Source organism: Arthrobacter sp. Soil762, from assembly GCF_001428335.1.
Lineage (GTDB): Bacteria > Actinomycetota > Actinomycetes > Actinomycetales > Micrococcaceae > Arthrobacter.
In genome coordinates, this window is record NZ_LMSG01000001.1 from 356925 (window position 1) to 383139 (window position 26215).

A 26215-nucleotide genomic window follows, 5' to 3' on the forward strand; every position below is an offset into this window, starting at 1 on the left:
CTGCGCCTGCTGATCCTGGCCATTGAGGCCAGCCCCCGGGTCCCCCACAAACGGGCCGCACTGGAAAAGCTGGCCTTGCTAGCTCCGGCGCTTGTTGCCGGTGGTCCGGTAGACGTCGAAAACGCCGTCGATGCGCCGCACGGCACTGAGAACGTGGCTGAGGTACTTGGGGTCGCCCATCTCGAAGGCGAACCTGGAGATGGCCACCCTGTCGGTGGAGGTGTTCACACTGGCCGCCAGAATGTTGACGTGGTTCTCGGAAAGGACGCGGGTGACGTCCGATAGCAGGGACTTCCGGTCCAGCGCCTCAACCTGGATCTCCACCAGGAAAACACTTGACTGGGTGGGTGCCCAGTCCACTTCAACAATCCTGTCGGGCTGGTCCCGGAGATCCGAAATGTTGGTGCAGTCCGTACGGTGCACCGAAACACCGGAGCCGCGGGTGACAAAGCCGAGGATCGGGTCCGGCGGAACTGGCGTGCAACAGCGCGCGAGCTTCACCCAGACATCGCCAACGCCGCGCACTACCACGCCGGAATCGGAGAACTTGGTTTTGGCTACCTGCGTAGGGATGCTGACTTCAGTGATGTCGTCGTCAGTGCTCTCGTTGCCACCGAGGCTTTCAACGAGTTTCTCCATGACCGACTGTGCTGATGTATGACCGTCGCCTACGCCGGCGTAGAGGCCGGAGATGTCAAGGTACTTGAAGTCTGCGGCCACCGCCGCCAGGGCCTCGTGCGTCATCAGGCGCTGCAGGGGCAGGTTCTGCTTGCGCATGGCCCGTGTCAGCAGTTCCTTGCCGCGGTCGATTGCTTCTTCGCGCCGTTCCTTGCTGAACCACTGACGGATCTTGTTCCGGGCTCGGGCACTCTTGACGAAGTGCTGCCAGTCCTGGCTGGGCCCGGCGCCTTCGGCCTTGGAGGTGAAGATCTCCACCCAGTCGCCGTGGTTCAGCTCGCTGTTCAGCGGAACGAGCTTGCCGTTGACCCGCGCGCCGATGGTGCGATGCCCCACTTCGGTGTGAACGGAGTAGGCAAAATCAACCGGAGTCGATCCGGCAGGCAGTGCCATGACCTCACCCTTGGGGGTGAAGACAAAGACTTCGCGGGCGTTGATCTCAAACCGCAGCGAGTCCAGGAACTCCCCCGGATCGGACGTCTCCTGCTGCCAGTCAACCAGGGACCTCAGCCAACCCATGTCCCCCTCACGGGGGCTGCCCGGCCCCACTGCCGTACGGTTGGGCTGATCCTTGTACTTCCAGTGGGCGGCCACACCGTACTCAGCACGGCGGTGCATTTCGTGGGTCCTGATCTGGATCTCCACGGGCTTGCCGCCGGGTCCGATCACCGTGGTGTGCAGTGACTGGTACATATTGAACTTGGGCATGGCGATGTAGTCTTTGAACCGCCCCGGCAGCGGGTTCCAGCGCGAATGCATGGTGCCCAGGGCGGCGTAACAGTCCCGGACCGAATCGACGAGCACCCGGACGCCCATGAGGTCGTTGATGTCGTCGAAATCCTTGTCCCGGACAATCATCTTCTGGTAGATCGAGTAATAGTGTTTCGGCCTGCCGGTAATGGTGGCCTTGATCCGGGCGGTACGGAGGTCCTCGGTGATCTGGTCCCGGATGACGCCGAGGCTCTTTTCCCGTTCCGGGGTGCGGTCGCCCACCATCCGGACGATTTCCTCATAGACCTTCGGATAGAGGGCCGCGAAGGACAGGTCCTCCAACTCCCACTTGATGGTGTTCATGCCCAGGCGGTGGGCAAGGGGCGCGAATATTTCAAGGGTCTCGCGGGCTTTTCGGGCCGATGACTCCGCGGAGACAAAGCGCCAGGTCCGGGCGTTGTGGAGCCTGTCCGCGAGCTTGATCATGAGGACCCGGATGTCCTTGGCCATGGCCACAACCATCTTGCGGACGGTCTCTGACTGCGCGGCTTCGCCAAAGCTGACTTTGTCCAGCTTGGTGACGCCGTCCACCAGCATGGCAACCTCCGGACCGAAGTCCCTTTTGAGGTCCGCCAGCGTGTAGGGGGTGTCCTCAACCGTGTCGTGCAGCAGCGCCGCGGCGAGGGTGGTTCCACTGAGGCCCAGCTCAGCGAGGATGGTGGCTACGGCCACGGGGTGGGTGATGTAGGGATCACCGCTCTTGCGCTTCTGCCCGCGGTGGCTCTGCTCAGCCACCTCGAAGGCGCGCTGGATAAGATCGAAATCTTCTTTGGGGTTGTTCGCACGGACGGTACGCAGCAGCGGCTCGAGAATGGGCGAATAGGTTGCCGTGCCGCGGCCGGTCAGCCGGGCCAAACGGGAGCGCGTCCGCTCTCGGCGGCCGGGAAATGTTGGGCGGGCGCCGGAATTGTCCACGGGAACAACCGGCGCCGGGCGTACGGAAGCGGTCAGTCCGGTCTGAACTCCGTGGCCCGGACTGTCATCCCCACCTGCCGTTGGCACCGACGCCGAACGTTCTTCCAATGAAGCACCCCTCACGACTGTTTAATTACTCCAGTCTATTCCCCCGCCAGTTCACTTATGTAACCGGCGCTCAAATGCGAAACGGGCCGGGCGGCGTCGGTATTCCGACGCCGCCCGGCCCGCTGCGCTGCGATGGGTCAGGCCCCTGCGGGCGCAGCCGATTCTTCGGTCTTGGCGTTGTTCGCGGACCTGCGGTGTTCAACGCGTTTCGCCTGCTTCACCAGGTCAGGTTCGTTCTGGCGCAGCCAGGCATACATCGGGGCGGCGATAAATATGGTGGCCGCCGTGCCGATCAGGATTCCGACGAACAGTGCCAGGGACAGGTCCCGCAAGGTGCCTGCCCCCAGAAGGCCGGCACCGATGAACAGGATGGCGCCGACCGGCAGGATGGCCACCATCATGGTGTTGATGGAACGCACCAGGGTCTGGTTGACGGCGAGGTTGACTTCCTCACCGAACGTGCGGCGCGTGGACGCATCGAGATCAGCGGTGTTCTCACGGATCTTGTCGAAGACCACCACCGTGTCATACAGCGAGTAGCTGAGCACCGTCAGGAACCCGATGATGGCTGAGGGCGTTACCTCGAAGTCGCTGAGGGCATACACGCCGGCGGTGATGAACATTGTCACCAGCATTCCGGCCATCGCGGACAGCGACATCTTCCAGGTCCGGAAGTACAGCGCCATCAGCACCGCGGCCAAGGCCACGAAGACGATCAGGCCAATCAGGGCCTGCTTAGTGACATCCGCGCCCCAGGTGGGTCCGATAAACGTGGATGTCACCTCGTTGTCGGTGACGCCGTAGGCCGAGATGAGGCCGTCCTTGATCCGGAGGGTTTCGTCATCCGTGAGCTTGTCCGTCTGGATCCGCATGGTGGTACCGGCGACATTGGCCACACGCGGAACGCTGCCGGCCACAACGTCTTCGACAACCTTTTCACCAAGGGCCGAGTCGGTGCTTTGCACGTTGGAGACGGTGAACTCCGAACCGCCGCGGAATTCGATGCCAAGGTTGAAGCCACCCTTGGCTACCGGAATGAGGATGGACAGCGCCACCGCCACCGCCGCGATGATGAACCACAGTTTCTTGGCACCGACGAAGTTGTACGAGCGCTTCCCGGTGTAGAGCTCGTTGCCGAAATTGGCGAAGCTGCTGGACATTACTTGTTCTCCTTGGCTGCGCTCTTGGAGGAGCCGGTGAGCTGCTCCTGCTTTTCCGCGAGGCGGCGTTCTGCGATGGTCATGCGTCGTTCAGCCTCGGCTGCCGCGCCAGTGTTCTTGGCGCGGACCACGGACGGCTTGGCCTCCGGCGTGCGCAGGCGCCCGGCGCCGCGGTAGAGCGGCACAACACCCAGCCGCTTGGGGTCCAGGCCGGAGAGCGGGTGGCCCTCCCCGAAGAACTTGGTGCGCGCCAGGAGCTGCAGCGTCGGGTGCGTGAACATAAAGACCACGATGAGGTCGGCAATGGCCGTCAGACCCAGCGTGAAAGCGAACCCGCGGACGTTGCCGACGGCCACAAAGTAGAGCACGAGCGCGGCCAGCAGGTTCACGGCCTTGGAGGCCAGGACAGTGCGCTTGGCCCGCTTCCAGCCGTTCTCCACCGCGGAGACCAATCCACGGCCTTCGCGGAGTTCATCGCGGATGCGTTCAAAGTAGACGATGAACGAGTCAGCGGTCTGACCGATGGCGACGATGAGGCCGGCCACGCCTGCCAGGGAAAGCCGGTAGTTTTCGGTCCAGCCCAGGAGGGCGATGGCCAGATAGGTAAGGGCGCCGGCCACCACCAGCGATGCGATGGTTACCAGGCCCAGGGCCCGGTACTGGAAGAGTGAGTAGACCACCACCAGGAGCAAACCGATGATGCCTGCAAGCAGGCCCATGCGGAGCTGTTCGCCACCCAAGGTGGCGGAGATCTGCTGGTCGCTCTGGATCTCGAAGCTGATGGGCAGTGCACCAAAGCGAAGCTGGTCGGAAAGGACTTTGGCGGTCTGTTCGGTGAATCCGCCCGTGATCTGCGGACGTCCGTCGGTGATGACGGCCAAGGAGCGCGGCGCGGAAATGACCTGGTCGTCGAGGACGATGGCGAACTGAGCCTTGGGGTCGTTGCCGGTCTCGCCGCCGGCTGCCACGTAGAACTGGTTTAGGCGTTCGGTGACCGACTTGAACTTGGCGGTGCCTTCGTCGTCGAACTGGATGTTGACGGCCCAGTCGTTGGTCACAGCGCCCTGCGCACCCTGCTGCAGCTGGAAGGAGGACGTGACAATGTTGCCGCCCTTGACCTCCACCGGACCCAGGATGTACTTGATGGCCGGCGTGGTCTCCGTTGCCGGTTCACAGGTAACTAGGGGTTTGGTGGGATCGGAGGCCTCCGGGCTCTCCGGCGCAGGATTGTTGCAGTCCATGGTTTCGAACTGTCGGTAGATGTCCGCGGTAATCCAGTTGATATCGCTGCCGTTGGCGGGCTCCGCCGTTGGCTTCGGAAGCTGGTCTTCGGGGGTGAGGGATTCCGTGGGAACGGGCGCGCCGTCGCCATTCAGCAATACGGGACGGAAGTTCATGTCCGCGGAGGCCTGGATCAGGTCGCGGGTTTCCTTCGTGGGTGTACCCGGAAGGCTGACCACTACGTTGCGGCCTGACTGCGTGCTGATTTCCGCTTCGGCAACACCTGAACCATCCACACGTTGGCGGATGATGGCTACGGCCTGGTTGAGCTGCTCTTCATTGATGTCCGAACCGCCCTCAACCTTGGGCGCCAGGATCATCTGAGTGCCACCCTCGAGGTCCAGTGCCAGCTTGGGTGCCCAGCTTGCCTGTCCGGCAAGGGTGCCGCCGGCCAGGACGGCGGTCAGCACAGCGAGGACTACGCCGAGCCACACCAGTACCCTCAGGCCTGAGTTGTTAGGGCCAGTTCGTGCCATTGTCGATCTTTCTCTTATTTACGGAGGAACCACCGGCGGGAGCTATCTGTCCCACCGGCGGTTGTCCCCAGCCGTAGAGGTGTTGTAACGCGGGCTGCCGTGCGGCGCGGACTAGTTGTCCTTCTTGCCCTCGTCGTTGAGGCGCTTCAGGGTCTCGTCCGGGGTTTCGGCGGATGCTGCCGGGGTGCCTGCTTCTTCAGTGGTGAGTGAGGAGGCGTCATCCGGGACGGCCGGAGTCTCGGCTTCGACGGGCGGTTCCACAATCTTGGTCACGGACTGGCGGTGGACGGTTGCCAGGTTCCCGGGCGAGAGCTCAAGGACAACCTTGTTCTCGGCGTCGTCCATGGAGACAATCCGGCCAAAGAGCCCGAAGCTGGTCATAACCTCAACACCGGGCTCGAACTGGGACTGCAGCGTTGCCTGCTGCTCCTTGGTCTTCTTGTTGCGGCGGAACATCATGAAGATAAAGATTCCGAGCATTGCGAACAAGACGATGTTCATTGGATCCACAGGGAAGATTCCGTTCTGTACTGGCGTATCGGGTGTTTGGCAGCGTCCGCGTCGTTCCCCGTTGCAGAGAATCCTGCCTGGCAGGCAGCGGCTCCTCGGAGCCGTCGCGGGAACACAGACCCGAACGTGCCGGGTGTCATACCAGTCTAAAGGGAAAAGCTGGGAGGACAGTGCTATTGACCGTTCGGTGCCCATTCGGCCGCGGACTCGGCGCCGTCCGGGTCCGGTTCGAACAGATCCAACGGCTCCTGCCCGAAAACTCCGGCCGGTACGGCGAAGCCCAGGTGGGTCCAGGCCGGAGCCATGGCGATGCGGCCCCGGGGCGTCCGGCCCAGCAGGCCTTCGCGCACTAGGAACGGTTCCGCCACCGTTTCCACGGTCTCGGTCTCCTCACCCACCGCAATGGCAAGGGTGGAAAGCCCAACGGGTCCCCCGCCGAACTTCGTAATGAGTGCTTCGAGGACAGCGCGGTCCAGCCGGTCCAGGCCTCGCTTGTCCACTTCATACATGTCCAGGGCAGCGGAAGCGGCGCGGGCATCAATCTGCTCAATCCCATGCACGAGCGCCCAGTCCCGGACCCGGCGGAGGAGGCGGTTGGCGATACGTGGCGTACCGCGGGACCGGCCGGCAATTTCGCTGAAGCCCGCAGAGTTGACCTTGAGGTCCAGCAGGCCGGCGGAGCGCCTGAGCACCAGTTCGAGCTCGGCCACGCTATAGAACTCCAAATGCCCGGTGAACCCGAACCTGTCCCGGAGCGGTCCTGGCAGCAGACCGGCGCGCGTGGTGGCACCCACCAGGGTGAAGGGCGGCAGTTCCAACGGAATGGCGGTGGCCCCGGCGCCCTTGCCCACCACGATGTCCACACGGAAATCTTCCATGGCCATGTAAAGCATTTCCTCTGCCGGCCTGGACATCCGGTGGATCTCGTCCAGGAACAGGACCTCCCCTTCGGAAAGGGAGGAAAGGATGGCGGCGAGGTCCCCGGCGTGCTGGATGGCGGGACCGCTGCTGATCCGCAGCGGCGAGTTCATTTCAGCTGCCACGATCATGGCCAGGGTTGTTTTTCCCAGGCCCGGAGGGCCGGAAAACAGCACGTGGTCCGCGCTGCGTCCCCGCATCCGGGAGGCCTGCAGGACCAGCGAGAGTTGCCTGCGCACCCGGTGCTGGCCCACGAAGTCATCCAGGTTCTTCGGCCGGAGGGCGGCTTCGATCACCCGTTCCTCGGGTTCCTCCCCTGCTGCCACCACCGAAGGCTCAGCCACGGCTGCCTACGCGGTTACCGGCCCGCGCGCCATCCTGGCCCAGCCAGCGCAGCGTGGTCCGCAGTATCTCGGCCACATTGCCACGGAATTCCACCTCGGGATCGTCTGCAAGGGCCTTCTCGATGCTGGCACCGGCATCCTTTTCCGACCACCCGAGGCTGGTCATGGCCGCCACTACCTGGGGCTTCCAGGCCGCTTCGGCCGGAGTGGACGCGCCGGCGGCACCTGCCGTTCCGTGGGGCACCAGCTTGCCGGCCAGTTCCAGTACGATCCGGCCGGCCACTTTGGGGCCGATGCCGGGCACCGTGGTGAATGTCTTGCTGTCACTCGTGTGCGCGGCAACCCTGATCGCTTCAGGCTCGTGCACGGCGAGCACGGCCAGTGCGAGCCGCGGACCTACGCCGCTGACGCTGAGCAGGACATCGAAGACTTCGCGTTCGTCGTCGGTGGCAAAACCGAACAGGGTGAGGGAATCCTCACGCACGATCAGCGACGTGAAGAGCTTGCCTTCCTCGCCGGTGCGGAGGCGGCTGAGGGTCTGTGGCGTGGCGTTGACGCTCATGCCCGCCCCGTTGAGGTCGATCACGGCAGCGGAAAGGCCAACGTGCGCTACGGTTCCGCGAAGGAAACTGATCAAAGCCGGGCTCCTGGTGTACTGCCGGGCTCTTGGGGGTAGGACCGGCTATCCGAACATATCTACGAATACCCTAGCAAGCGCCCCGGACATTCAGCGTGCGCGGCGCGCTTTCGCCTCGGCATCGGCCCACGCGCGCTGGGCCGGCGTCAGCGACAGGCTGCCGGGGCCGGTGGTGGCCACCGCGGCTCCGCTGCCCGCGCGCCAAGCATGCGTGATGGCAAGGGCCAGGGCATCTGCGGCGTCCGCCGGCCGCGGCGGCGCGTCCAGCCTGAGGATTTTTGTGACGAGTTTGGTCACGGCTTCCTTGTTGGACGTGCCGCTGCCGGTCACCGCTGCTTTCACTTCCGACGGCGTGTGCAGAGCCACTGGGATCCCGCGCCGGGCGGCGGCGGCAATCACCACACCGGAAGCCTGCGCCACACCCATCACCGTGCTGACGTTGAGCTGGGAAAAAACGCGTTCGACGGCGAGCACCTGGGGTTCGTAGCGGTCCAGCCACTCGTCGATGGCCAAGGCAATAACCAGCAGGCGCTGGTCCAGGGTCTCTTCGGGAGAGGTACCCACCACCCCCACTGCCACCATTGTGGCGCGCCTGTTCCGCTCGACGTCGACCACGCCGATGCCGCACCGGGTGAGGCCCGGGTCAACACCTAATACGCGCAGGGTCACCCTGGGACATCCGCCTTAGGCCACAAAGCGGAAGGTCACTCAGCTTCCAGGGCGGCCTGGACTTCGTCGCTGAGGTCGGCGTTGCTGTACACGTTCTGGACGTCGTCGAGCTCTTCCAAGGCGTCCACGAGCTTCATGAACTTCTTGGCGGCATCGAGGTCCAGCGGCACCTGCATGGACGGCACAAACTCGGCCTCGTCGGTCTCGTATTCGATTCCGGCTTCCTTGAGGGCATCGCGGATGGCCTGGAGGTCGGTCGGCTCGGAGTGGATCTCGAAGCTTTCCCCATTGTCCTTGACTTCCTCGGCTCCGGCGTCGAGGACGGCCATCAGGACGTCGTCCTCGCTCAGGCCGTTCTTCGGCAGCGAGACAACGCCCTTGCGGCTGAACAGGTAGCTGACCGAACCGGGATCGGCGATGGTGCCGCCGTTGCGGGAGATGGCCAGGCGGACCTCGGAGGCGGCACGGTTCTTGTTGTCCGTGAGGCACTCGATCAGCAGCGCCGAACCCTGCGGGCCGCGGCATTCGTACATGATCTCGGTGTAGTCAACCACTTCGCCGGTAAGGCCGGCGCCGCGCTTGATGGCGCGGTCGATGTTGTCAGCGGGCACCGACGTCTTCTTGGCCTTGGTCACAGCGAGTTCCAGGCCCGGGTTGCCCTGGAGGTCCGGTCCGCCCATACGCGCAGCAACTTCGATGTTCTTGATCAGCTTGGCAAACGATTTAGCACGGCGGCTATCAAGAATGGCCTTTTTGTGCTTGGTTGTTGCCCATTTGGAGTGTCCAGACATGCTTTACGCGTCTCCTCTGATCATGCGGATAAAAAGTTCATGTACGCGTTTCTCCCCAGTCACTTCCGGGTGGAAGGAGGTGGCCAGCAGGTGGCCGGAACGCACTGCCACAATTCTAGCTGTCCCCGGCAGAGTCGCCGCGTGGGACGCGTGCTCAGGGTCTGCGGGCTCCACCTGGGCCAGTATCTCCACGCCGTCGCCGACGCGTTCCACCCAGGGGCCGCGGATGAACACTGCGTGTACTGGAGCGACACCGGATTCCGTGGCGCTGAAGTCCAGGCCCTTGAAATCCAGGTCCGTTTCGAACGACTCGCGCTGCCGGCCGAAGGCGTTGCGCCGCACTGTGATGTCCAGGCCGCCGAAGGTCTGCTGCGGGTGGCCGGCCAGGTCCGTGGCGGGATCGGCGATCTCGTCGGCGAGGAGGATCATGCCGGCACAGGAACCGTAGACCGGCAGTCCGTCGCGGATCCGGTCCTTCAACGGTCCGGCCAGCTCAAAGGCGCGGGCCAGCTTGTCGATGGCCGTGGATTCTCCGCCGGGAATGATGAGGCCGTCCAGGCCGTCCAGTTCGGAGGGGCGGCGGATTCCGACGCCGGCGGCACCCGCGGCTTCCACGGCCCGCAAGTGTTCGCGGAAGTCGCCCTGAAGTGCCAGGACGCCGATCCGGAGGCCCGAGCCCACGCGTGCAGAAGCAGCCGAAAGGGGGTTTGTCATCCAATCAGCATAATGTGCGCTGGTCCCGGGGCGGCGCCGGAAGCGCTTCCGGGAAGGGTTCTATGCCGTTGCTGGGATATATTACAGAGCATGCTTTACATCAGTGTTCCGCTCGGCAAGCTGGTCCGCCGGGTGTCCCGGCTCAGGGGCGGAGGGTCCGCGCTGCCCGGGCTGGTGGTCGAAAAAATCGATCCCGGCTTTATGCAGCGGACGCTCTCCACGCTCCCCCACGGCGTCGCCGTGGTGAGCGGAACCAACGGCAAAACCACCACCACCAAGATGGTGGTGGAACTCCTGGAAAGCCAGGGCCTGAAGGTCTTCACCAACCGCACCGGCAGCAATTTCACCCGCGGCGTGGCGGCCGCCCTGCTGGGCGAAGTGGACTGGCGCGGCAGGCTCAGGGCCGACGTCGCCGTGCTGGAGCTCGACGAAGCCCACGCCACGCATTTTGTGAACCGTGTTCCGCCGCGGTACAGCCTCCTGCTCAACGTCCTGCGTGACCAATTGGACCGGTTCGGCGAGATCGACAAAACGGCCCAGCTGCTGCAGCACATCGCCGACAAAACCACCGGAACAGTAGTCCTCAACCGGGAGGATCCGCGGGTGGCCCGCATCGCGGAAACCCTCACCGGCCAGGACGTCCAGTACTTCGGCCTGGACGATTCGCTCCTGAGCACCTTCCCCAACGACGACGACATGCGGGCAGCGCCCGGCAGCCCCGCCCCCGCAGCGCTCCCCCACAAGCCAGCGGCCGACGTCGTACTCCGCAAAGTAGGGCCGGACACCGCCGATTTTGAGTACGACGGCGCCACGGTCACCACCGCGATGAAGCTCCGCGGCGTCTACAACATCTTTAACGCGGCTGCGGCGCTGACCCTGGCCCGCAGCATCTGCGGCGGCGGTGCCGCCACAGCCGACCACGCCACCCTGCTCACCGCGCTGTCCCAGGTGGAGCCGGCGTTCGGCCGCGGCGAAAGCCTCACGGTGGACGGCCAGCCCCTGGACCTCGTCCTGGTGAAGAACCCCAGCGGTTTCCGGCTGGGACTGAAGTCCTTCCCCGCAGGCGGTTACGCCACCATGATCGCCATCAACGACAACTACGCCGACGGCCGGGACATGTCCTGGCTCTGGGACGTGGAATTCGATTCGCTCCGCGACGGCGGCGTGGACCAGCTGACAGGTTCCCGCGCCTACGACATGGCGCTGCGGCTGCAGTATGACGACGTCCGGATCGGCGGTGTCCAGCCTGAGATCGGGCCCGCACTCGCCGCGTTCATCCGGGACGCCAAGGGCAAACCGAAGCGGATCTTCTGCACCTACACAGCCATGCTGGCCATCCGCCGCGAGCTGTCCAAAATCACCACAGTGGAGGTGGTCTCATGACCGCTGAATCAACCGGCATCGGGCCGAACGGCGTCGAACAGAATTCCAAGGGGACCATCCGGGTCCTGCAGCTCTACCCGCGGGACATGAACATCTACGGCGACTGGGGCAACGCCCTGGTGCTCAAGCAGCGGATCAGCTGGCACGGCTACACCCCGGAGCTGTTGGAGTACAACGTCGGCGACGAATTTCCCGCCGATGTTGACCTGATTGTCGGGGGCGGCGGCCAGGACAGCGGACAGCTGGTCATCAAGGACGACCTGCAGTCGCAGGCCGGCGTCCTCACGAAGCTGGCCGAGGACGGCGCACCCATGCTGGTGATCTGCGGGCTGTACCAGCTGTTCGGGCGCTTCTTCAAAACCCGTTTAGGCTCGGTCATACCGGGCATCGGTGTCCTGGACGTGGAGACACACGGCACGGACGAGCGCCTGATCGGCAACGTCCGGGTGGCCACCGAAGAGTTCGGCGAGGTGTTGGGATACGAAAACCACAGCGGGCAGACCACGCTGGGTGCGGGCGTCCGGCCGTTGGGGACCACCGCGAAAGGTACCGGCAACAACAGCAGCGACGGTCACGAGGGCGCACGCTACAAGAATGTTGTGGCCAGCTACCTGCACGGTTCGCTGCTGCCCAAGAACCCTGCCATCGCCGACTTCCTCATCAGGACCGCGGCCGAGCGTAAATACGGCACCTTCACGGCCGGCGCGCCGGACGACCGCTACGCAGTGCTGGCCCGGGAGCACGCAGCCCGCCGGCCGCGCTGATCGGTGCCTCGCTGAATAGCGCTGCGCTGACGGTTTCCCCGTCGAAGTGCCTCAGGGGTCCTTCGTGATTAGCAGTTCATGCGCGCCCGCAGCAGCCGCGCCCATCGAGTCCACCACGGTGGAAGTCCGCACCCTGGTGGCCGCATCGGCCTCGGGTGTTGCACACACGCCCTGCGGCGCGTCGGTTGCCACCGAGCACCAGCGGTACGGGTCGCGGACAATCACCGACGGAGCCCAGGCGAGGTCCGACGCCGTCCACTTCCCTGCTGCGTCCTGGCTGAACTGTGCCCGCACCAGCAGACCCTCGTTGTTCACCACATACCAGGGCGACAGTTCGGTGACTCCGTTGCCCAGCCCGTAGACGATCCAGGTTCCCTTGTAGTTTTCTATGGGCAGCACGGAGTGGGTGTGGTGGCCGTAGATCATGGTGAACTGGCCGCTGTCCACCAGGGCGTGGGCCACATCCTGCTGCTGGGCGTTCGCCTGGCTCTCGTACTCGTCGCCGGCATGCATGGCACCGAGCACGATGTCCGCGCCGAGCGCCCGTGCCTTCACGGCCTTGGCGATCATGGTGGGCGCGTCCAGCATGTCCACCTGCCAGTCGTATTCCGGATATTGGCCGTTGAGGCCGTAGGTCCCCTGAATGATGGCAATCTTGGCGGCGCTGGTCTGCAGGATCAGGATTCCCTGCGACTCGGTCGCGGTGCGGTAGGAACCGGTGTGCTTCAGCCCCGCGGCATCCAGGGCGTCCAGGGTGCGCAGAACTCCGTCGGTGCTCCGGTCGATCGTGTGGTTGCTCGCGGTAGTGCAGGCCTGGTAACCCACTGCTTTGGATGCTGTGATGATCTGGGGCGGGACGTTGAACGACGGGTACGCGGAGAACGGACCATCGGGGCCGGCCACTGGAGTTTCCTGGTGGCAGATGGCGAGGTCGCTTGCTTGGATGTACTTGCGCTGGCCTTCGAGGAGCGGGGTGAAGTCCAGGCCTGGCTTGCCTGCCGCGGCGGCGTCATCGCGGGCCTGTTGCCAGAGCTGGGCGTGCACCAGCATGTCGCCGGTCACCAGCACGGACGTGCAGCGCAACGTGGGACACGCTGGCCCCGCGCCCGGGGTGGGCGTGGGCGTCGGGGTGGGGGTCGACGTCGGGCTTTGCCGCCCTGTCCCGGCGCCGGTACTCGCGGCCGCACCGGAGGAAGGAACGCCCTGCTCGGCGATCAGGCCGCATCCCGCCAGCAGCGCCGCGGCCAGGATGCCGCCGGACACCGCAGCAGCGCAGCGGGCAACAATGCCACGAGTTTTCCCCATAGACGTGATTCTAGGTTTTGAAGTCCCAGGAAGCCCGCATTTGGCTCATTGAGAAACACTCCCGGATATGAAAGCCCTGACGTTGTGACAAATCCGCTCCTCGCTGAGCTCCAGGCCATCGTGGACAATCCGGAGCCCGCAACATTTGAAGCCGCAGGCGCAGACTGACCTCCCCCGCCGCCGTCGTCCTCTGCCTGAGTCCACGCCGAAGCGCTAAGCTTCACGTATCGGCGCCGTCCGCACCGAACAGCGGCAGTGGAGAAGCAATGGCGGCAGACCCTCTCCGTCTGGGCCGGGAGGCTTTCAGGCGACAGGAATGGGCGAATGCACACGCCCTCCTGACTGATGCTGACCGCCAGTCGTTGCTCGAACCCGACGATCTCGAGCTCGTGGCCAATGCGGCCTACCTCGTCGGCCACGACGACGAAGGATCAAGGCTACTGGCCCGCGAGTATCGGGCACGACTGGCCCACACGGACCATTCGGGGGCGGCGCGAAGCGCTATCTGGCTTGCCCTGCACTTTATCCTCAGCGGCGAAGAAACGCTGGCGAATGCGTGGCTGCAACGGGCACGGCGTGTGCTTCCCGACGACCTGGACTGTGTGGAGCAGGGACTGCAACTTGTGCCGGCCGGCCTTGAAAGCGCCGCCCAGGGCGATGCCGCAACAGCAACCGCAAGTTTCGGGACCGCACTGGAAATCGGCCACCGCTTCGGACATCAGGACCTTGCAGCCCTTGCAAGGACGGGCCTAAGCGAGTCGCTGATCGCAACGGGTGATACCCGGCAGGCAATGCCGCTGTTGGATGAAGTTTTTGTGAGCGTGACCGCCCATGAACTTTCCCCAGTCACCGCCGGGATTGTGTATTGCGCGGTCATCGAAGCGTGTATGGACGCCTTCGATCTGCCTCGGGCACAGGAGTGGACGGCCGCATTCACCCGGTGGTGCGCCGCCCAGCCGGATATGGTCCCCTATCAAGGCAATTGCCAGATCCACCGGGCACGGATCATGCAATTTCAGGGAGCATGGCCCGATGCATTCGATGCTGCACAGGATGCCTACCGCCGGCTCGTCGGACCGCTTACCCGGCCGGGAATCGGTGCTGCGCTATACCAGCTTGCCGAACTGCACCGTCTGAGAGGCCAGTTCACCGAAGCCAAGGACACCTATCTGCAGGCCAGCCGCTGGGTAAGGGATCCGCAGCCCGGTCTCGCGCTGTTGCTGCTCACGCAAGGCCGGACAGAGGCCGCCGTGGCCGCGATCCGCCGGTCCCTTGCGGAAACCGCGTCTCCGCCGGAGCGTTCCCGGCTCCTCGGTGGTGCCGTTGAGATCATGCTGGCATCGGCTGACCTTTCCGGCGCACGGGCCGCCGCCGAAGAACTGGGGGCCAGGGCCGGGGCCTTGGGCAGTCTGTGGCTGAATGCGGAGACTGCCCAGTGGGAGGGAGCCCTACTTCTCGCGGAGCAAGAATACGCGGCGGCTTTGGGAGCGGCACGTCAGGCATGGTCAGCATGGCAGCAGCTCGACGCACCCTATGAGTCAGCACGTACCAGGGTGCTTATGGGACGGGCTTATCGCGGGCTGGGCGACGGGCACTCGGCCGAACTGGAGTTTGATGCCGCCAGATGGGCTTTCCTCCATCTTGGCGCAGGGCCGGATGCAGCGAACGTGGACAGATATTCGAACCGGCGACAGGCTATTAGGGCGAATCCGCTGACCGTCCGGGAGACTCAGGTGCTGCTCCTTGTCGCCAGTGGAAAGTCCAACCGCGAGATTGCAGCTGAACTGTTCCTCAGCGAAAAGACGGTAGCCCATCACGCCAGTAATATCTTCACGAAGTTGGATCTGACGTCACGTGCCGCCGCTACTGCCTATGCCTACGAGCACGGACTTATCAACCGAAGCTGATGCAGACTGGGCAAAATTTCCCACCTTGCCATCACGGGCAGTTCTACCGATGCGGAGGCGGGGTGCAGAACCATAGCATCCTAATTAAGAAGTCTGAAAGACCAATGGAGGTGCCGTGATGATCAGGGAATCGAACAAGGCTGCCGAGGCGGGCAGCCGCCCCACCGAGGTAGAAGTCGGTGGGCTCGATGGCTTCCCGGTGATCCTAACATCGGTGGATCTGGCCAAACTCGCATCACTGCTGGCAGAGCCAGTGCTACGCCCAGGCGACTCCGGCTGGGGTTCGGCCGTCCTGCTCTGGAACGGTCTTGTGACAAAGGAACCGGCCCTGGTGGTCCAGCCGACATCGGCGCGGGAGGTCTCGGCCGTTGTTATGTTCGCCGCGGAACACAGGCTGCAGATCAGCACCAAGGGCGGCGGCCACAACATCGCCGGTACCGCCATCGCCGACAGAGGCCTCATGTTGGATATGTCGAGGATGAACTCAGTCGAAGTGGACCCGGCGGCCAGGCTCGCCCAGGTTGGACCGGGCTGCCTGCTGCAGGACGTAGACCGGGCCACGCAGGAACACGGGCTGGCCACTGTCCTCGGATTCATCTCCGAAGTGGGTGTGGCCGGCCTGACCCTCGGGGGCGGCCTCGGCTATCTGACCCGCAGGTTCGGGTGGACTGTGGACAACCTTGAGGACGTTGAGATTGTCACATCCGACGGGCTGGTCCGCACCGCCAGCCGTAAAGAGAACCCGGATCTGTTCTGGGGCGTCCGCGGCGCGGGGGCTAATCTTGGCGTGGTCACGCGCTTCGCGCTCCGGCTGCACCAAGTGGGGCCCACAGTGTATGGCGGCCTCATCGCCTGGCCTTTCGAACGCACCGACGAAATCCTCGGTACGTACCGGACAATCACGTCCCGCGCGCCACGCGAGCTCGCCGTGTGGCTGATCCTCATGACTGCCCCGGCGGAACCTTTCATTCCTGTACGGTGGCAGGGCAAGAAGCTCTGCGCCATGGCAGTTTGCTACAGCGGCGAACTCCAAAACGTCCCGGAAGTTATGGCATCCATCCGGGAAATTGGTGATCCCGCCGTGGATCTCCTGGCGGAGCAGCCGTACACACAGGTCCAGTCCTATCTGGATGACAGTGAGCCGAAGGGCCTCCACTACTACTGGAAGACGGAGTATGCCGACGGGCTGAGCGACGGTCTGCTCTCCACCATCCGCGAGCTCTTCGATGGCTGCCCCATAGAGGGGGCCGAGCTCGGTATCCTTCACCTCGCCGGCGCCCTGAATGAGCACCCTGAGGATGACGGTGCGGTGGGCAACCGAAACGCCCGGTACGTCATCGGATCCAATGGCATGTGGGACCCCGGCGATCCCGCCGCGAACACGTACCGAACGTGGATCCGAGAATCATGGGAGCGGCAACGTCCGTTCACAGCCGGTCGCAGTTACATCAACTTCCAGACAGCGGACGAGGGGCAACAACAGGTCCGGGCCGCCTACGGCACCAACTATGAACGCCTGGTTCAGGTGAAAACGAAGTACGATCCCGATAATTTGTTCAGAACCAACCGCAACATTGCCCCATCCGTTCCTGCCAGCGAATCCAGAGGCGGCTGAGGGAGCCAACGCACGACGGCGGCGGGTCACCTTTGAAGGGTGACCCGCCGCCGTCGTACTACTTTTAGAGCTGTTACCAGCCGCGCTCGGAGAGGCGGTGCGGCTGCGGGATTTCGTCCACGTTGATGCCCACCATGGCTTCGCCGAGGCCGCGGGAGGCCTTGGCGATGACGTCGGGGTCATCGAAGAACGTGGTGGCCTTGACCACGGCAGCGGCACGCTGGGCCGGGTTTCCGGACTTGAAGATACCGGACCCGACGAACACTCCGTCGGCGCCGAGCTGCATCATCATCGCAGCGTCGGCCGGAGTGGCGATGCCGCCCGCGGTGAACAGCACCACGGGGAGCTTGCCGGCGGCGGCAACTTCCTTGACCAGTTCGTACGGGGCCTGCAGTTCCTTGGCCGCGACGTAAAGCTCGTCCTCGGCCAGGGCGGCCAGCTTGGCGATCTCGGCGCGGATCTGGCGCATGTGCCCGGTGGCGTTGGAGACGTCGCCGGTGCCGGCCTCACCCTTGGAACGGATCATGGCCGCGCCTTCGTTGATGCGGCGCAGCGCCTCACCGAGGTTGGTGGCACCACAGACGAAGGGAACCTTGAAGTTCCACTTGTCGATGTGGTGGACGTAGTCGGCCGGGGTCAGGACCTCTGACTCGTCAATGTAGTCCACGCCCAACGACTGCAGGACCTGGGCCTCCACGAAGTGGCCGATCCTCGCCTTGGCCATCACCGGGACGGAAACGGCTTCGATGATCTTGTCGATCATGTCCGGGTCCGACATGCGGGACACGCCGCCCTGGGCACGGATATCGGCCGGAACGCGTTCCAGGGCCATAACTGCAACGGCACCGGCGTCTTCGGCGATGCGGGCCTGTTCAACATTGACGACGTCCATGATGACGCCGCCCTTGAGCATCTCAGCCATGCCGCGCTTGACGCGGTTGCTGCCCGTGACGCTGTTCGCGGACGAACCGGCTTCGCTGCTTACATCAGGTGTAGACACAAAAACCCCTATGGGTAGATAGATGATCTTCGCCGGGCGTGAGGGCGGCAAGAAACCGAAAGTACACGCACCGGGTTGCCGGATCCATTGACCGGGCAGTCACAATACTAGTCCCACGGCAGGCGGCGGGCTTAATCAGAAGCCGCGGACTCCGCAAAGGCCTGGCGATGGACGGTGGCTACGCGCTGGATGATCGTGATGAGGCTGGCCAGGGCCAGGAGTCCAAGCGTCACCAGAAGAACCACCGGGGGCAATCCCAGGCCGGTAAATCCGGTGACCACCAGCACCGAAACCAATCTCTCGGCGCGCTCGGCGATGCCCACATTCGCCGTGAAGCCAAGGGATTCGGCCTTGGACCGCGCATACGAGACCACCATGCCCAAAACGAGGCACAGCATGGCGGCGACGGCGATGGCGTAATCGGCGCCCCCGGTGAAGAACCAGATGGCCACACCCGCGAACAGCGCGCCGTCGGCGATCCTGTCCAGGGTGGAGTCCAGGAAGTTTCCCCAGCGGCCGCCGGTGTCCCGCAGCCGGGCCATAATGCCGTCAAGCACGTCCGAGAAAATGAACGCGGTAATGAACAGGGTCCCCCACCAGAGCTGGCCGAGGGGGTAGAAGACCAACGCACCCACCACCACGCCGGCAGTTCCGATGACCGTCACAGCATCAGGGGAAACACCGATTTTCAGGAGCCAGCGCGCAAGCGGAGTGAAAAGCGCGGTGAAAAACCCGCGCGCATGCCTATTCAGCATCCGTCTCCCCGGGCCAGGCCTCTGCAACCTGCTGGCGGACTTCATCCAGGGTCTGCGTAATGGCCTTGGTCTGGGCAATGATGGGGAAGAAGTTGCCGTCCCCGCCCCAGCGCGGCACGATGTGCTGGTGCAGGTGCGCGGCGATTCCTGCCCCGCCCACTACGCCCTGGTTCATGCCGAGGTTGAACCCGCCCGGGTTCGCCACCTTACGCAGGACCCGCATGGCCGTCTGGGTGATCTCCGCAAATTCCGCGGTCTCTTCCACCGTGAGGTCCGTGTAGTCCGGGACATGCCGGTACGGGCAGACCAGGAGGTGCCCCGGATTGTAGGGAAACAGGTTGAGGACCACGTAACAGGTCTTCCCCCGGTAGACGATCAGGGCTTCCTCGTCAGTCCGGCCCGGACCCACGCAGAAGGGACAGTCGTTCTCGTTCTTGAACTGGTGCTGGCCGCCCTTGATGTAGGCCATCCGGTGCGGAGTCCACAGGCGCTGGAAAGCATCCGGCACGCCCGCGAGCTCAAAGTCATCTGTCACGCCGGCATCCCCTGGATAGCCTGCGCCTGTGTTCTCCTGCACCGTGTTGTCCGTTTCCGCTAGCTGGTCCGGTTACGGACGGCTTCCGTGATCCGCTTGACGGCCTCTGCCACCGGCACGCCGTTGTCCTGGCTCCCATCACGGAAGCGGAAGGACACCGCGCCTGCCTCGGCGTCGTCGCCGCCGGCGATCAGGACAAACGGGATCTTATCCTTGCTGGCGGTGCGGATCTTCTTGGGGAACCTGTCCGAGGACGTATCCACCTCGGCGCGGATGCCCGCCGCCTTGAGCTGGTCAACGACGTCGAACATGTATTCGTTGAACGTTTCGGCCACCGGGATGCCCACCACCTGCACGGGGGAAAGCCACGCGGGGAACGCGCCGGCGTAGTGCTCGGTGAGAACACCCATGAACCGCTCGATGGAACCGAAGAGCGCACGGTGGATCATCACAGGACGCTGGCGGGTGCCGTCGGCTGCCTGGAATTCCAGCTCGAAGCGTTCCGGGAGGTTGAAGTCCAGCTGGATGGTGGACATCTGCCAGGTTCGCCCGAGTGCGTCCTTGGTCTGGACGGAGATCTTCGGGCCGTAGAAGGCCGCGCCGCCCGGATCCGCGACGAGTTCCAGGCCGGATTCCTCAGCCACTTCGGCGAGTGTCCGGGTGGCTTCTTCCCAGGCTGCATCTTCGCCGACGTACTTCTCCGGGTCCTTGGTGGACAGCTCCAGGTAGAAGTCGTTCAGGCCGTAGTCCTTCAGCAGGTCGAGCACGAACTTGAGGGTCTTGGTGAGTTCGTCCTTCATCTGCTCTCGGGTGCAGTAGATGTGGGCGTCGTCCTGTGTCATGCCACGGACCCGGGTCAGTCCGTGTACCACGCCGGACTTTTCGTACCGGTACACCGAACCGAATTCGAAGAGACGCAGGGGCAGTTCGCGGTAGGACCGTCCACGCGAGCGGAAAATCAGGTTGTGCATGGGGCAGTTCATCGGCTTCAGGTAGTAGTCCTGGCCGGGCTTGCGCACGGTGCCGTCCTCGTTGAGTTCCGCGTCCACATGCATGGCCGGGAACATGCCTTCCTTGTACCAGTCCAGGTGGCCCGAGACTTCGTACAGGTGGCCCTTGGTGATGTGGGGCGTGTAGACGAACTCGTAGCCGGCGTCGACGTGGCGCTGGCGGGAGTAGTCCTCCATCTCCTTGCGGATGATGCCGCCCTTGGGGTGGAACACCGGCAGGCCGGAGCCCAGCTCGTCCGGGAAGGAGAACAGGTCAAGTTCGACGCCGAGCTTGCGGTGGTCGCGCCGCTCAGCCTCGGCGATGCGCTCCTGGTAGGCCTTGAGCGCGTCCTTGGTGGGCCAGGCGGTGCCGTAGATGCGCTGCAGCTGCTGGTTCTTCTGGTTGCCCAGCCAGTACGCGGAGGAGGACCGGGTCAGGGCGAAGGCGTTGGAGATGAGTTTGGTGTTGGGCAGGTGCGGGCCGCGGCAGAGGTCGCACCAGACCGTGGTGCCCTCTTTGCGCTCGACATTGCCGTAGATGGTGATGTCGCCGGCGCCGACCTCGACGTTGACGCCCTCGCCGGCTTCGGCGGCGTTGTTCTTCTTGCCCAGGAGTTCGAGCTTGTAGGGCTCGTTCTTCATGGCCTCGCGGGCCTCGTCCTCGCTGACCACCCGGCGGACGAATTTCTGGTTCTGGTTGACGATCTTGAGCATCATCTTCTCGAGGGTCTTGAGGTCCTCGGGGGTGAACGGTTCGGCGACGTCGAAGTCGAAGTAGAAGCCGTCGGTGATGTACGGGCCGATGCCCAGCTTGGCGTCCGGGCGCAGCTGCTGCACTGCCTGGGCCATCACGTGGGCGGTGGAGTGGCGGAGGACGTCCAGGCCGTCCGGGGAATCGATGGTGACGCCCTCGATCTCGGCGCCCTCGGGCAGCTCCTGGTCCAGGTCCTTCAGCTCGCCGTTGACGCGGGCAACAACAACATCGCGGCGCTCAAAGAAGAGTTCCGCACCGGTTGTCCCGGTAGTCACCTTGGTCTCTTCGCCATCGACGATGAGGGTGATCTGCTGGGCATCTGACACGGGTGTCTCCTATTCAAAGTTTTAGGCTTCATAGCTTGCGGCGTACGGGGACCACAGCCAGCCATCGTCAATGCTATCGGTTTCCCGGGAGGCCGACCAACGGGACCCGCGGCCCTTCAGCCGCCCATTCCGGTAATCGCAAGGCTCCGGCTGATCCCGTCCAAAGGATGCGGCACATCGGTGCTCTCCACCCGATCCGCCGCGAACGGCAGGGATTCCACCCGGCTCAGGTCCCAGGCCATGCTGGCGCTCAGGCTGATTCCCCGGGGACCTGTCCGCCGGGTGGTGCCCCGGATCAGCAGCAGCCTGGTGCCGAACAGCAACAGACCCGCCTGCTCCTGGGCTTCATGGAAGAACACGGAATCGACGCAGCCGGTGCCGTCGTCGATGCTGATGAACACCACCCGCCGGCCGCCGCGCATTGGCGGTGTCTGGGTGGCGATGCGCACCCCGGCCACCAGCACCTCGGTGCCGTTGCGCAGGCTCAACAGTTTGTCTGCAGTGGTGACACCCAGCCGGTCCAGCATGGGCCGGTGGCTGTCCATCAGGTGGCCGCTGACATCAATGGCCATCAGGTCCAGTTCAGCCCGGACGTTTTCCACCAGGGTGGGCGCGGGAAGCCCGGGCTTGACGTTCCGCAGCTCCACATCCCCCAGCGGCAGGGACAGCTGCCCGTCCATGATGTCGATGCCCTTCCGGGTACCGCCTGCGGCCTGGAGCTGTTGCAGGTGCTGGACGAGGTCCGCGCGGTTGGCGGCGCCGCCCGATTCACGGTGCAGGGAGTCAAAGGCACCCAGCTGTGCGAGCCTTTTGATGCTTGGCTTGCTCAGCCTGGACCGGGCACGGAGGTCAGCCAGGGAGTCGTAGGGCTGGCCGGCGACAATCCGCTTGAGCTCGGTCCCGGACAGGCCATAGATTCCGTTAAGGCTCAGCCTGATCCCCAGCTTGCCGGCGTCCGGCCCGTCCGCCACCCGTTCCACCCGGTACTCGGCCTGGCTGCGGTTGATGTCCAGCGGCAGGATGGGGATGCCCAGCCTGCGGGCCTCGGCCACCAGCAGCCGTTTGGGGTACATGCCGGGATCGTGTTCCCACAGCCCGGCCAGGAAAGCCTCGGGGTGGTGCGTCTTGAGCCAGGCGGACTGGTATGTGGGAACGGCAAATGCCGCACCGTGCGCCTTGCAGAAGCCGAAGCTGCCAAAGGCTTGCAGGGTCCCCCAGACCTTGTCCACTACTTCCGGGGTGCACCCCTTGACGCGGGCCTCCTTGCGGAAGAACTCTTCCACTTTCAGCTCGTGGACCTCGTTGCCGAGCGCCCGGCGGAACTCATCCGCGCGCGCCAGGCCGCAGCCGGTCATTACGTGGAAGGTTTTCAGGATCTGTTCATGGAAGACAGTGACGCCATGGGTTTCCTGCAGCACGGGTTTCAGGTCGGGGTGCGGGTAGACCTCCGGCGCGAAGCCGTGCCGGTGCTCCAGGAAAGGCCGCACCATGTCCGATTTCATGGGGCCGGGCCGGAACAGCGAAATGTCGATGATGAGGTCGTTGAACTCACGCGGCGCCAGCTTGCCGATCAGTTCACGCTGGCCGGGTGACTCGATCTGGAAGCAGCCCAGGGTGTGGGTGCTGCGGATCAGTTCGTAGGTTGGTTCATCATCCAGCGGCACGGCGTTGAGGTCGATGTGGCCGTTCTCGGCGATGTAGTCCGGCCCGGTCCCGTCAGGACCTGCAGGGTGGGCCCCTGCCGCCACCACTTCCGCTTTGGAAGGGTGGATCCGGATGACTTCCCGGACGGCAAACGCCATCGCGCTCTGCATCCTGACCCCCAGGACATCAAGCTTGAGCATGCCCATGGGATCCATGTCGTGTTTATCGAACTGGCTCATGGGCAGCCCCAGTCCGCTGGGCTGCACAGGGGTCCGGTCAAGCAGCGTGGCATCGCCCAGGATCACCCCGCAGGGATGCATGGAGATATGGCGGGGCAGCCGGTCCAGCCGTTCCGTCAGGTCCACCAGCAGGTCAAGCTGCTGGTTTTCGGCGAAGTCCCGTTGTTCCACCCGGCCAGCGAACTCCCGCAACTCAGGTTTCTCAACCAGTGCCTCACGGAATTTCCGGGCCGAAAAACGCCACAGCTGCTTGGCGATCTCACCGACGTCGTCATCGTCCATCCCCAGGGCCATCCCGGCGTCGCGGACGGCACCGCGGGCGCGGTACCCGTTCTGCATGCTCATCAGCGTGACGCGCTCGGAACCGAAGCGGTCAAAGATCCGCCGGTACACGTTGTGCCGTTCGGCGCTTTCGACGTCGATGTCGATGTCCGGCAACGTGGCCCGGTCCCGGGACAGGAAGCGTTCGAAGATCAGGTCGTGTTGCAGGGGGTCCACCTGGCTGACATCAATCAGGTAGTTGACCAGGCTGGAGGCCCCGGAACCGCGGGCGGCCGCCCTGACCCCCATGTCCATGATCATCCGGGAGACCTCCGCGACCGTGAGGAAATAGGAGGAAAACCCGAGGTTCCTGATGATTCCCAGCTCGTGCTCCAGCCGCGAGCGCATGTCCTTGTGGGCTGAGCCTGATATTCCGGGGAACCGCCTGCTGATCCCGGCCTCACAGCGCTGCACCAGTTCATCGTGCGGGTCCTGGCTGATGCCAATAACCGATGCCTCGGGGACCACCGGCTGCTTCCAGCCCATGTCAGTCACCGGGTCAATCCGGCAGAAGTCGGCGAGCGCCTCGGTCTGTGACATCAGCTGCTTGAGGTCCGCTGCGCCATACCCTGCGGCGCGGATGATTTCCTTGCCGAGCTGAAGCATCTGCGCTGATGATTTGAGCCAGGCCTGCCCGTTGGGCTGGAGCAGCGGTTCGGCCGCGAGTTCGGAGAGGGACTTCAGCGTCCGGGCGGAGTCGAGCACGTCCGCTGTGGCGGCCCCGTCCTCTGCGCAGTAGCGGACCGCGTTGGTGAGGACGGCCGGTACGTGGTGTTCTTCCGCGAGTTTGAGCATTCGTACTGCGTGGGCAGTGCTCAGGGGCGCTCCGGGGGCAGTGAGTTGGGAAACGACTTCCGCTACCAGGGTTCTTGGGGGCATGGCGTCCAGCCAGCTTTTGAAAAGGGTGCGCGGACGAAGGTAGCGCCGGCCGCTCATGGCCCGTCCAACGTCGGAATCCGGGCCAATCAGGACCGTCAGGACCGGTTTCAGGGTTTTGGGGTCGAGCGTGCGGGAGGCGAGTTCGGCGCGGGTGACCGCCACGGGCACCGCTCCCCCGGCTTTGCCGGAGGTGCGGGCATGGGCATCGGACACCAGCCGGCACAGTGCGCGGTAGCCCGCTCCGTTGTTGTGGCCGCGGGCGAGCACCACTACCCTGCCGGCGAGCTGGGTGCGGTGGTCGCCGTCGTCGTCGAAAACCGCAAGGTCCACCCCCACGATGGGGTCGATGCCGGCTTCCATGCAGGCTTTGAGGTGTTTGATGGTGCCGTAGAGGCCGTCCCGGTCCGTGCAGGCGAGCGCGGTTGCGCCGTCCGCGGCGGCAACCTGGGCCAGTTCGTCGGGCCAAGCAACGCCATAGTGTGCGCTGAAGGCCGTGGAAACGTGAAGGTGGGAGAAGCTCATGCTGTTTGTGGCCGGAGGGCGTCGTGGATCCGCAGCAGCCTCCAGCGGCCGCTGCCGACATGCCTGCTCAGGTCCAGGGTGAGCGGCTCTCCTGCATCCCGGGGGCCGGCACTCCGCGGGTCCGCCTGCACTTGGACGCGCCAGATTTCGTGGTCCACCAGCCCCGGCCCGCTGCCGAGCGGCGCACGGCGTTCCTCAGCCCACCACTGCCGGCGTTCATACCACCGGACAGGCTCGGCGCACACCGTGTAGTGCCGTCCGGCCCACTGGAGGTTCAGCGGCTGCCCGGCGGGGTTGCAGACGACGTCCACGGACTCGCTGAACATACCCATGGGCGCCTCCCGGAACTGAACGGAGCTGATGCAAAATGCTGATGCAAAAGCAAGGTATTCGAATACATGTTCGAATACCTTGAGTCTACGACGACGCTCCGACAAAACCTAGACAGGGGTGGACGGACGGGCAGCAGGGAGGCAGGATTGTGGCATGAGCACCAATGACGCACTCCTCAAGCACGTAAGCATCAAGGCCCAGGACGAAAAGCTCGTGGCAACCTTTGATATCGACGGCAACATCCCGGGGGCAGGTGCGTACGTAGTGGGACTGGTGGCGGCGAGCCCTGATTACTCATCGCAAAGACGCTTGGGCATTGAGTTCATGAACGGGGAGGCCATTGCCTTCTACTCGTTCAGCCATGACCAGAGCGCCGAGGAAAACTATGATCTTGGCGGCGTGACGCACTCGGGCAGCACCATCACCGGCAACTTCCCCGTCGCGGCCGTCCATGGCCTGGGCAAGGGCCACATCATGTCGGCCTTCAGCGAGGCTGACGGCCGGGAGTTCCAGTCGGGCGTCGCCGTCGACGAAGCGCTGTAAGTCGACGAAGCGCTGTAAGTCGACGAAACGCTTTAGGGAACACCGAGCAGGTGCTGCCGGAACCGTGTCCGGACAGCACCTGCGGAGGCGTCAGCTGCTTTCTCTGTGAACCTTCATTTCGAGTTTGATGAACCCCGAGATCATGGCCCGGTAGGTTGATTCCACAATGTCCGGATCAATGTCCTTCTTTTCCGAGGCAGCCCGGACATGCTCGATCACCCGTTCCACCCGGCCGGGGGCGCGGACTTCGGCGTCGTCCCCCTTCAGGGTTCCGGCGATCCGGATCAGGCGTTCACGCCGCGCAATGAGGGTGACAATCTGCTCGTCAACTTCGTCTACCGCAATCCGAACGGCAGCGAGCTGTTCCTTGTCGGCCAAAGCGTCCCTATCGTTTCCTTGAATTGTTGCCATCTTCTGACAGTATCGAAG

General features: G+C 64.3%; 22 protein-coding genes. 5 read left to right on the forward strand and 17 right to left on the reverse strand.

Features of this window, described 5'->3' with window-relative positions; translation table 11 throughout:
• Window positions 1-78: 78 nt before the first annotated feature.
• The 9 genes from ASG77_RS01630 to pdxT form a co-directional block, all read right to left on the reverse strand.
• Window positions 79-2472, reverse strand: a complete 2394-nt coding sequence (locus ASG77_RS01630) for a RelA/SpoT family protein (protein ID WP_056340319.1) — start codon at window positions 2470-2472, stop codon at window positions 79-81.
• A gap of 137 nt (window positions 2473-2609) precedes the next feature.
• On the reverse strand, window positions 2610-3632 hold the full coding sequence (secF, locus tag ASG77_RS01635; RefSeq protein WP_056340322.1) for a protein translocase subunit SecF: 1023 nt from the start codon (window positions 3630-3632) through the stop codon (window positions 2610-2612).
• Entirely contained in the window at window positions 3632-5389 is a 1758-nt protein-coding gene (secD, locus tag ASG77_RS01640; RefSeq protein ID WP_056340325.1) for a protein translocase subunit SecD, read from the reverse strand. Before secD ends, secF begins: the two co-directional genes overlap by 1 nt.
• A gap of 111 nt (window positions 5390-5500) precedes the next feature.
• Window positions 5501-5890, reverse strand: a complete 390-nt coding sequence (gene yajC / locus ASG77_RS01645; protein ID WP_056340327.1) for a preprotein translocase subunit YajC — start codon at window positions 5888-5890, stop codon at window positions 5501-5503.
• Between the two features lie 182 nt (window positions 5891-6072).
• Entirely contained in the window at window positions 6073-7161 is a 1089-nt protein-coding gene (gene ruvB, locus ASG77_RS01650) for a Holliday junction branch migration DNA helicase RuvB (RefSeq protein ID WP_056340330.1), read from the reverse strand.
• Window positions 7154-7798: a Holliday junction branch migration protein RuvA gene (ruvA, locus tag ASG77_RS01655; RefSeq protein WP_056340333.1), complete on the reverse strand. Its 645-nt coding sequence runs from the start codon at window positions 7796-7798 to the stop codon at window positions 7154-7156. The genes ruvB and ruvA overlap by 8 nt, the downstream gene beginning before the upstream one ends.
• A gap of 90 nt (window positions 7799-7888) precedes the next feature.
• Window positions 7889-8467: a crossover junction endodeoxyribonuclease RuvC gene (gene ruvC / locus ASG77_RS01660; RefSeq protein ID WP_056340336.1), complete on the reverse strand. Its 579-nt coding sequence runs from the start codon at window positions 8465-8467 to the stop codon at window positions 7889-7891.
• Between the two features lie 35 nt (window positions 8468-8502).
• Complete coding sequence (locus ASG77_RS01665; protein WP_056340338.1) at window positions 8503-9258, reverse strand: YebC/PmpR family DNA-binding transcriptional regulator; 756 nt, start codon at window positions 9256-9258, stop codon at window positions 8503-8505.
• 3 nt (window positions 9259-9261) lie between these two features.
• On the reverse strand, window positions 9262-9972 hold the full coding sequence (gene pdxT / locus ASG77_RS01670) for a pyridoxal 5'-phosphate synthase glutaminase subunit PdxT (RefSeq protein ID WP_056340341.1): 711 nt from the start codon (window positions 9970-9972) through the stop codon (window positions 9262-9264).
• 90 nt (window positions 9973-10062) lie between these two features.
• Between pdxT and ASG77_RS01675 the strand changes: the two genes are divergently transcribed.
• The gene (locus ASG77_RS01675; RefSeq protein ID WP_056340344.1) at window positions 10063-11355 is read left to right on the forward strand and encodes a Mur ligase family protein; all 1293 of its coding nucleotides are present in this window, start codon (window positions 10063-10065) and stop codon (window positions 11353-11355) included.
• Window positions 11352-12119 (forward strand): type 1 glutamine amidotransferase, encoded by a 768-nt coding sequence (locus tag ASG77_RS01680; protein WP_056340347.1) that lies wholly within the window; start codon window positions 11352-11354, stop codon window positions 12117-12119. Before ASG77_RS01675 ends, ASG77_RS01680 begins: the two co-directional genes overlap by 4 nt.
• A gap of 51 nt (window positions 12120-12170) precedes the next feature.
• Here ASG77_RS01680 and ASG77_RS01685 read toward each other — a convergent pair whose 3' ends face one another.
• On the reverse strand, window positions 12171-13424 hold the full coding sequence (locus tag ASG77_RS01685) for a CapA family protein (RefSeq protein ID WP_056340350.1): 1254 nt from the start codon (window positions 13422-13424) through the stop codon (window positions 12171-12173).
• Window positions 13425-13690: 266 nt separating this feature from the next.
• Here ASG77_RS01685 and ASG77_RS22880 point away from each other — a divergent pair, with 266 nt between their 5' ends.
• The gene (locus ASG77_RS22880) at window positions 13691-15331 is read left to right on the forward strand and encodes a helix-turn-helix transcriptional regulator (RefSeq protein ID WP_056340354.1); all 1641 of its coding nucleotides are present in this window, start codon (window positions 13691-13693) and stop codon (window positions 15329-15331) included.
• A gap of 118 nt (window positions 15332-15449) precedes the next feature.
• Window positions 15450-16946: an FAD-binding oxidoreductase gene (locus ASG77_RS01695; protein ID WP_056340357.1), complete on the forward strand. Its 1497-nt coding sequence runs from the start codon at window positions 15450-15452 to the stop codon at window positions 16944-16946.
• 73 nt (window positions 16947-17019) lie between these two features.
• Here ASG77_RS01695 and pdxS read toward each other — a convergent pair whose 3' ends face one another.
• The 6 genes from pdxS to ASG77_RS01725 all read right to left on the reverse strand — a co-directional run bounded on the left by pdxS (window position 17020) and on the right by ASG77_RS01725 (window position 25242).
• A complete protein-coding gene (pdxS, locus tag ASG77_RS01700) occupies window positions 17020-17946 on the reverse strand; it encodes a pyridoxal 5'-phosphate synthase lyase subunit PdxS (protein WP_056340360.1) in 927 nt (308 codons plus the stop codon).
• A gap of 131 nt (window positions 17947-18077) precedes the next feature.
• A complete protein-coding gene (gene pgsA / locus ASG77_RS01705; RefSeq protein WP_056340363.1) occupies window positions 18078-18701 on the reverse strand; it encodes a phosphatidylinositol phosphate synthase in 624 nt (207 codons plus the stop codon).
• Window positions 18691-19278: an HIT family protein gene (locus ASG77_RS01710; RefSeq protein WP_056340364.1), complete on the reverse strand. Its 588-nt coding sequence runs from the start codon at window positions 19276-19278 to the stop codon at window positions 18691-18693. The genes pgsA and ASG77_RS01710 overlap by 11 nt, the downstream gene beginning before the upstream one ends.
• Window positions 19279-19295: 17 nt before the next feature.
• A complete protein-coding gene (thrS, locus tag ASG77_RS01715) occupies window positions 19296-21305 on the reverse strand; it encodes a threonine--tRNA ligase (protein WP_056340367.1) in 2010 nt (669 codons plus the stop codon).
• A gap of 116 nt (window positions 21306-21421) precedes the next feature.
• The gene (locus tag ASG77_RS01720; RefSeq protein ID WP_056340370.1) at window positions 21422-24910 is read right to left on the reverse strand and encodes a DNA polymerase III subunit alpha; all 3489 of its coding nucleotides are present in this window, start codon (window positions 24908-24910) and stop codon (window positions 21422-21424) included.
• A complete protein-coding gene (locus ASG77_RS01725; RefSeq protein ID WP_056340373.1) occupies window positions 24907-25242 on the reverse strand; it encodes a DUF6504 family protein in 336 nt (111 codons plus the stop codon). The genes ASG77_RS01720 and ASG77_RS01725 overlap by 4 nt, the downstream gene beginning before the upstream one ends.
• A gap of 154 nt (window positions 25243-25396) precedes the next feature.
• Between ASG77_RS01725 and ASG77_RS01730 the strand changes: the two genes are divergently transcribed.
• A complete protein-coding gene (locus tag ASG77_RS01730; protein ID WP_056340376.1) occupies window positions 25397-25786 on the forward strand; it encodes a hypothetical protein in 390 nt (129 codons plus the stop codon).
• Window positions 25787-25876: 90 nt separating this feature from the next.
• Here ASG77_RS01730 and ASG77_RS01735 read toward each other — a convergent pair whose 3' ends face one another.
• On the reverse strand, window positions 25877-26197 hold the full coding sequence (locus ASG77_RS01735) for a chorismate mutase (RefSeq protein WP_056340380.1): 321 nt from the start codon (window positions 26195-26197) through the stop codon (window positions 25877-25879).
• Between the last annotated feature and the right edge of the window lie 18 nt (window positions 26198-26215).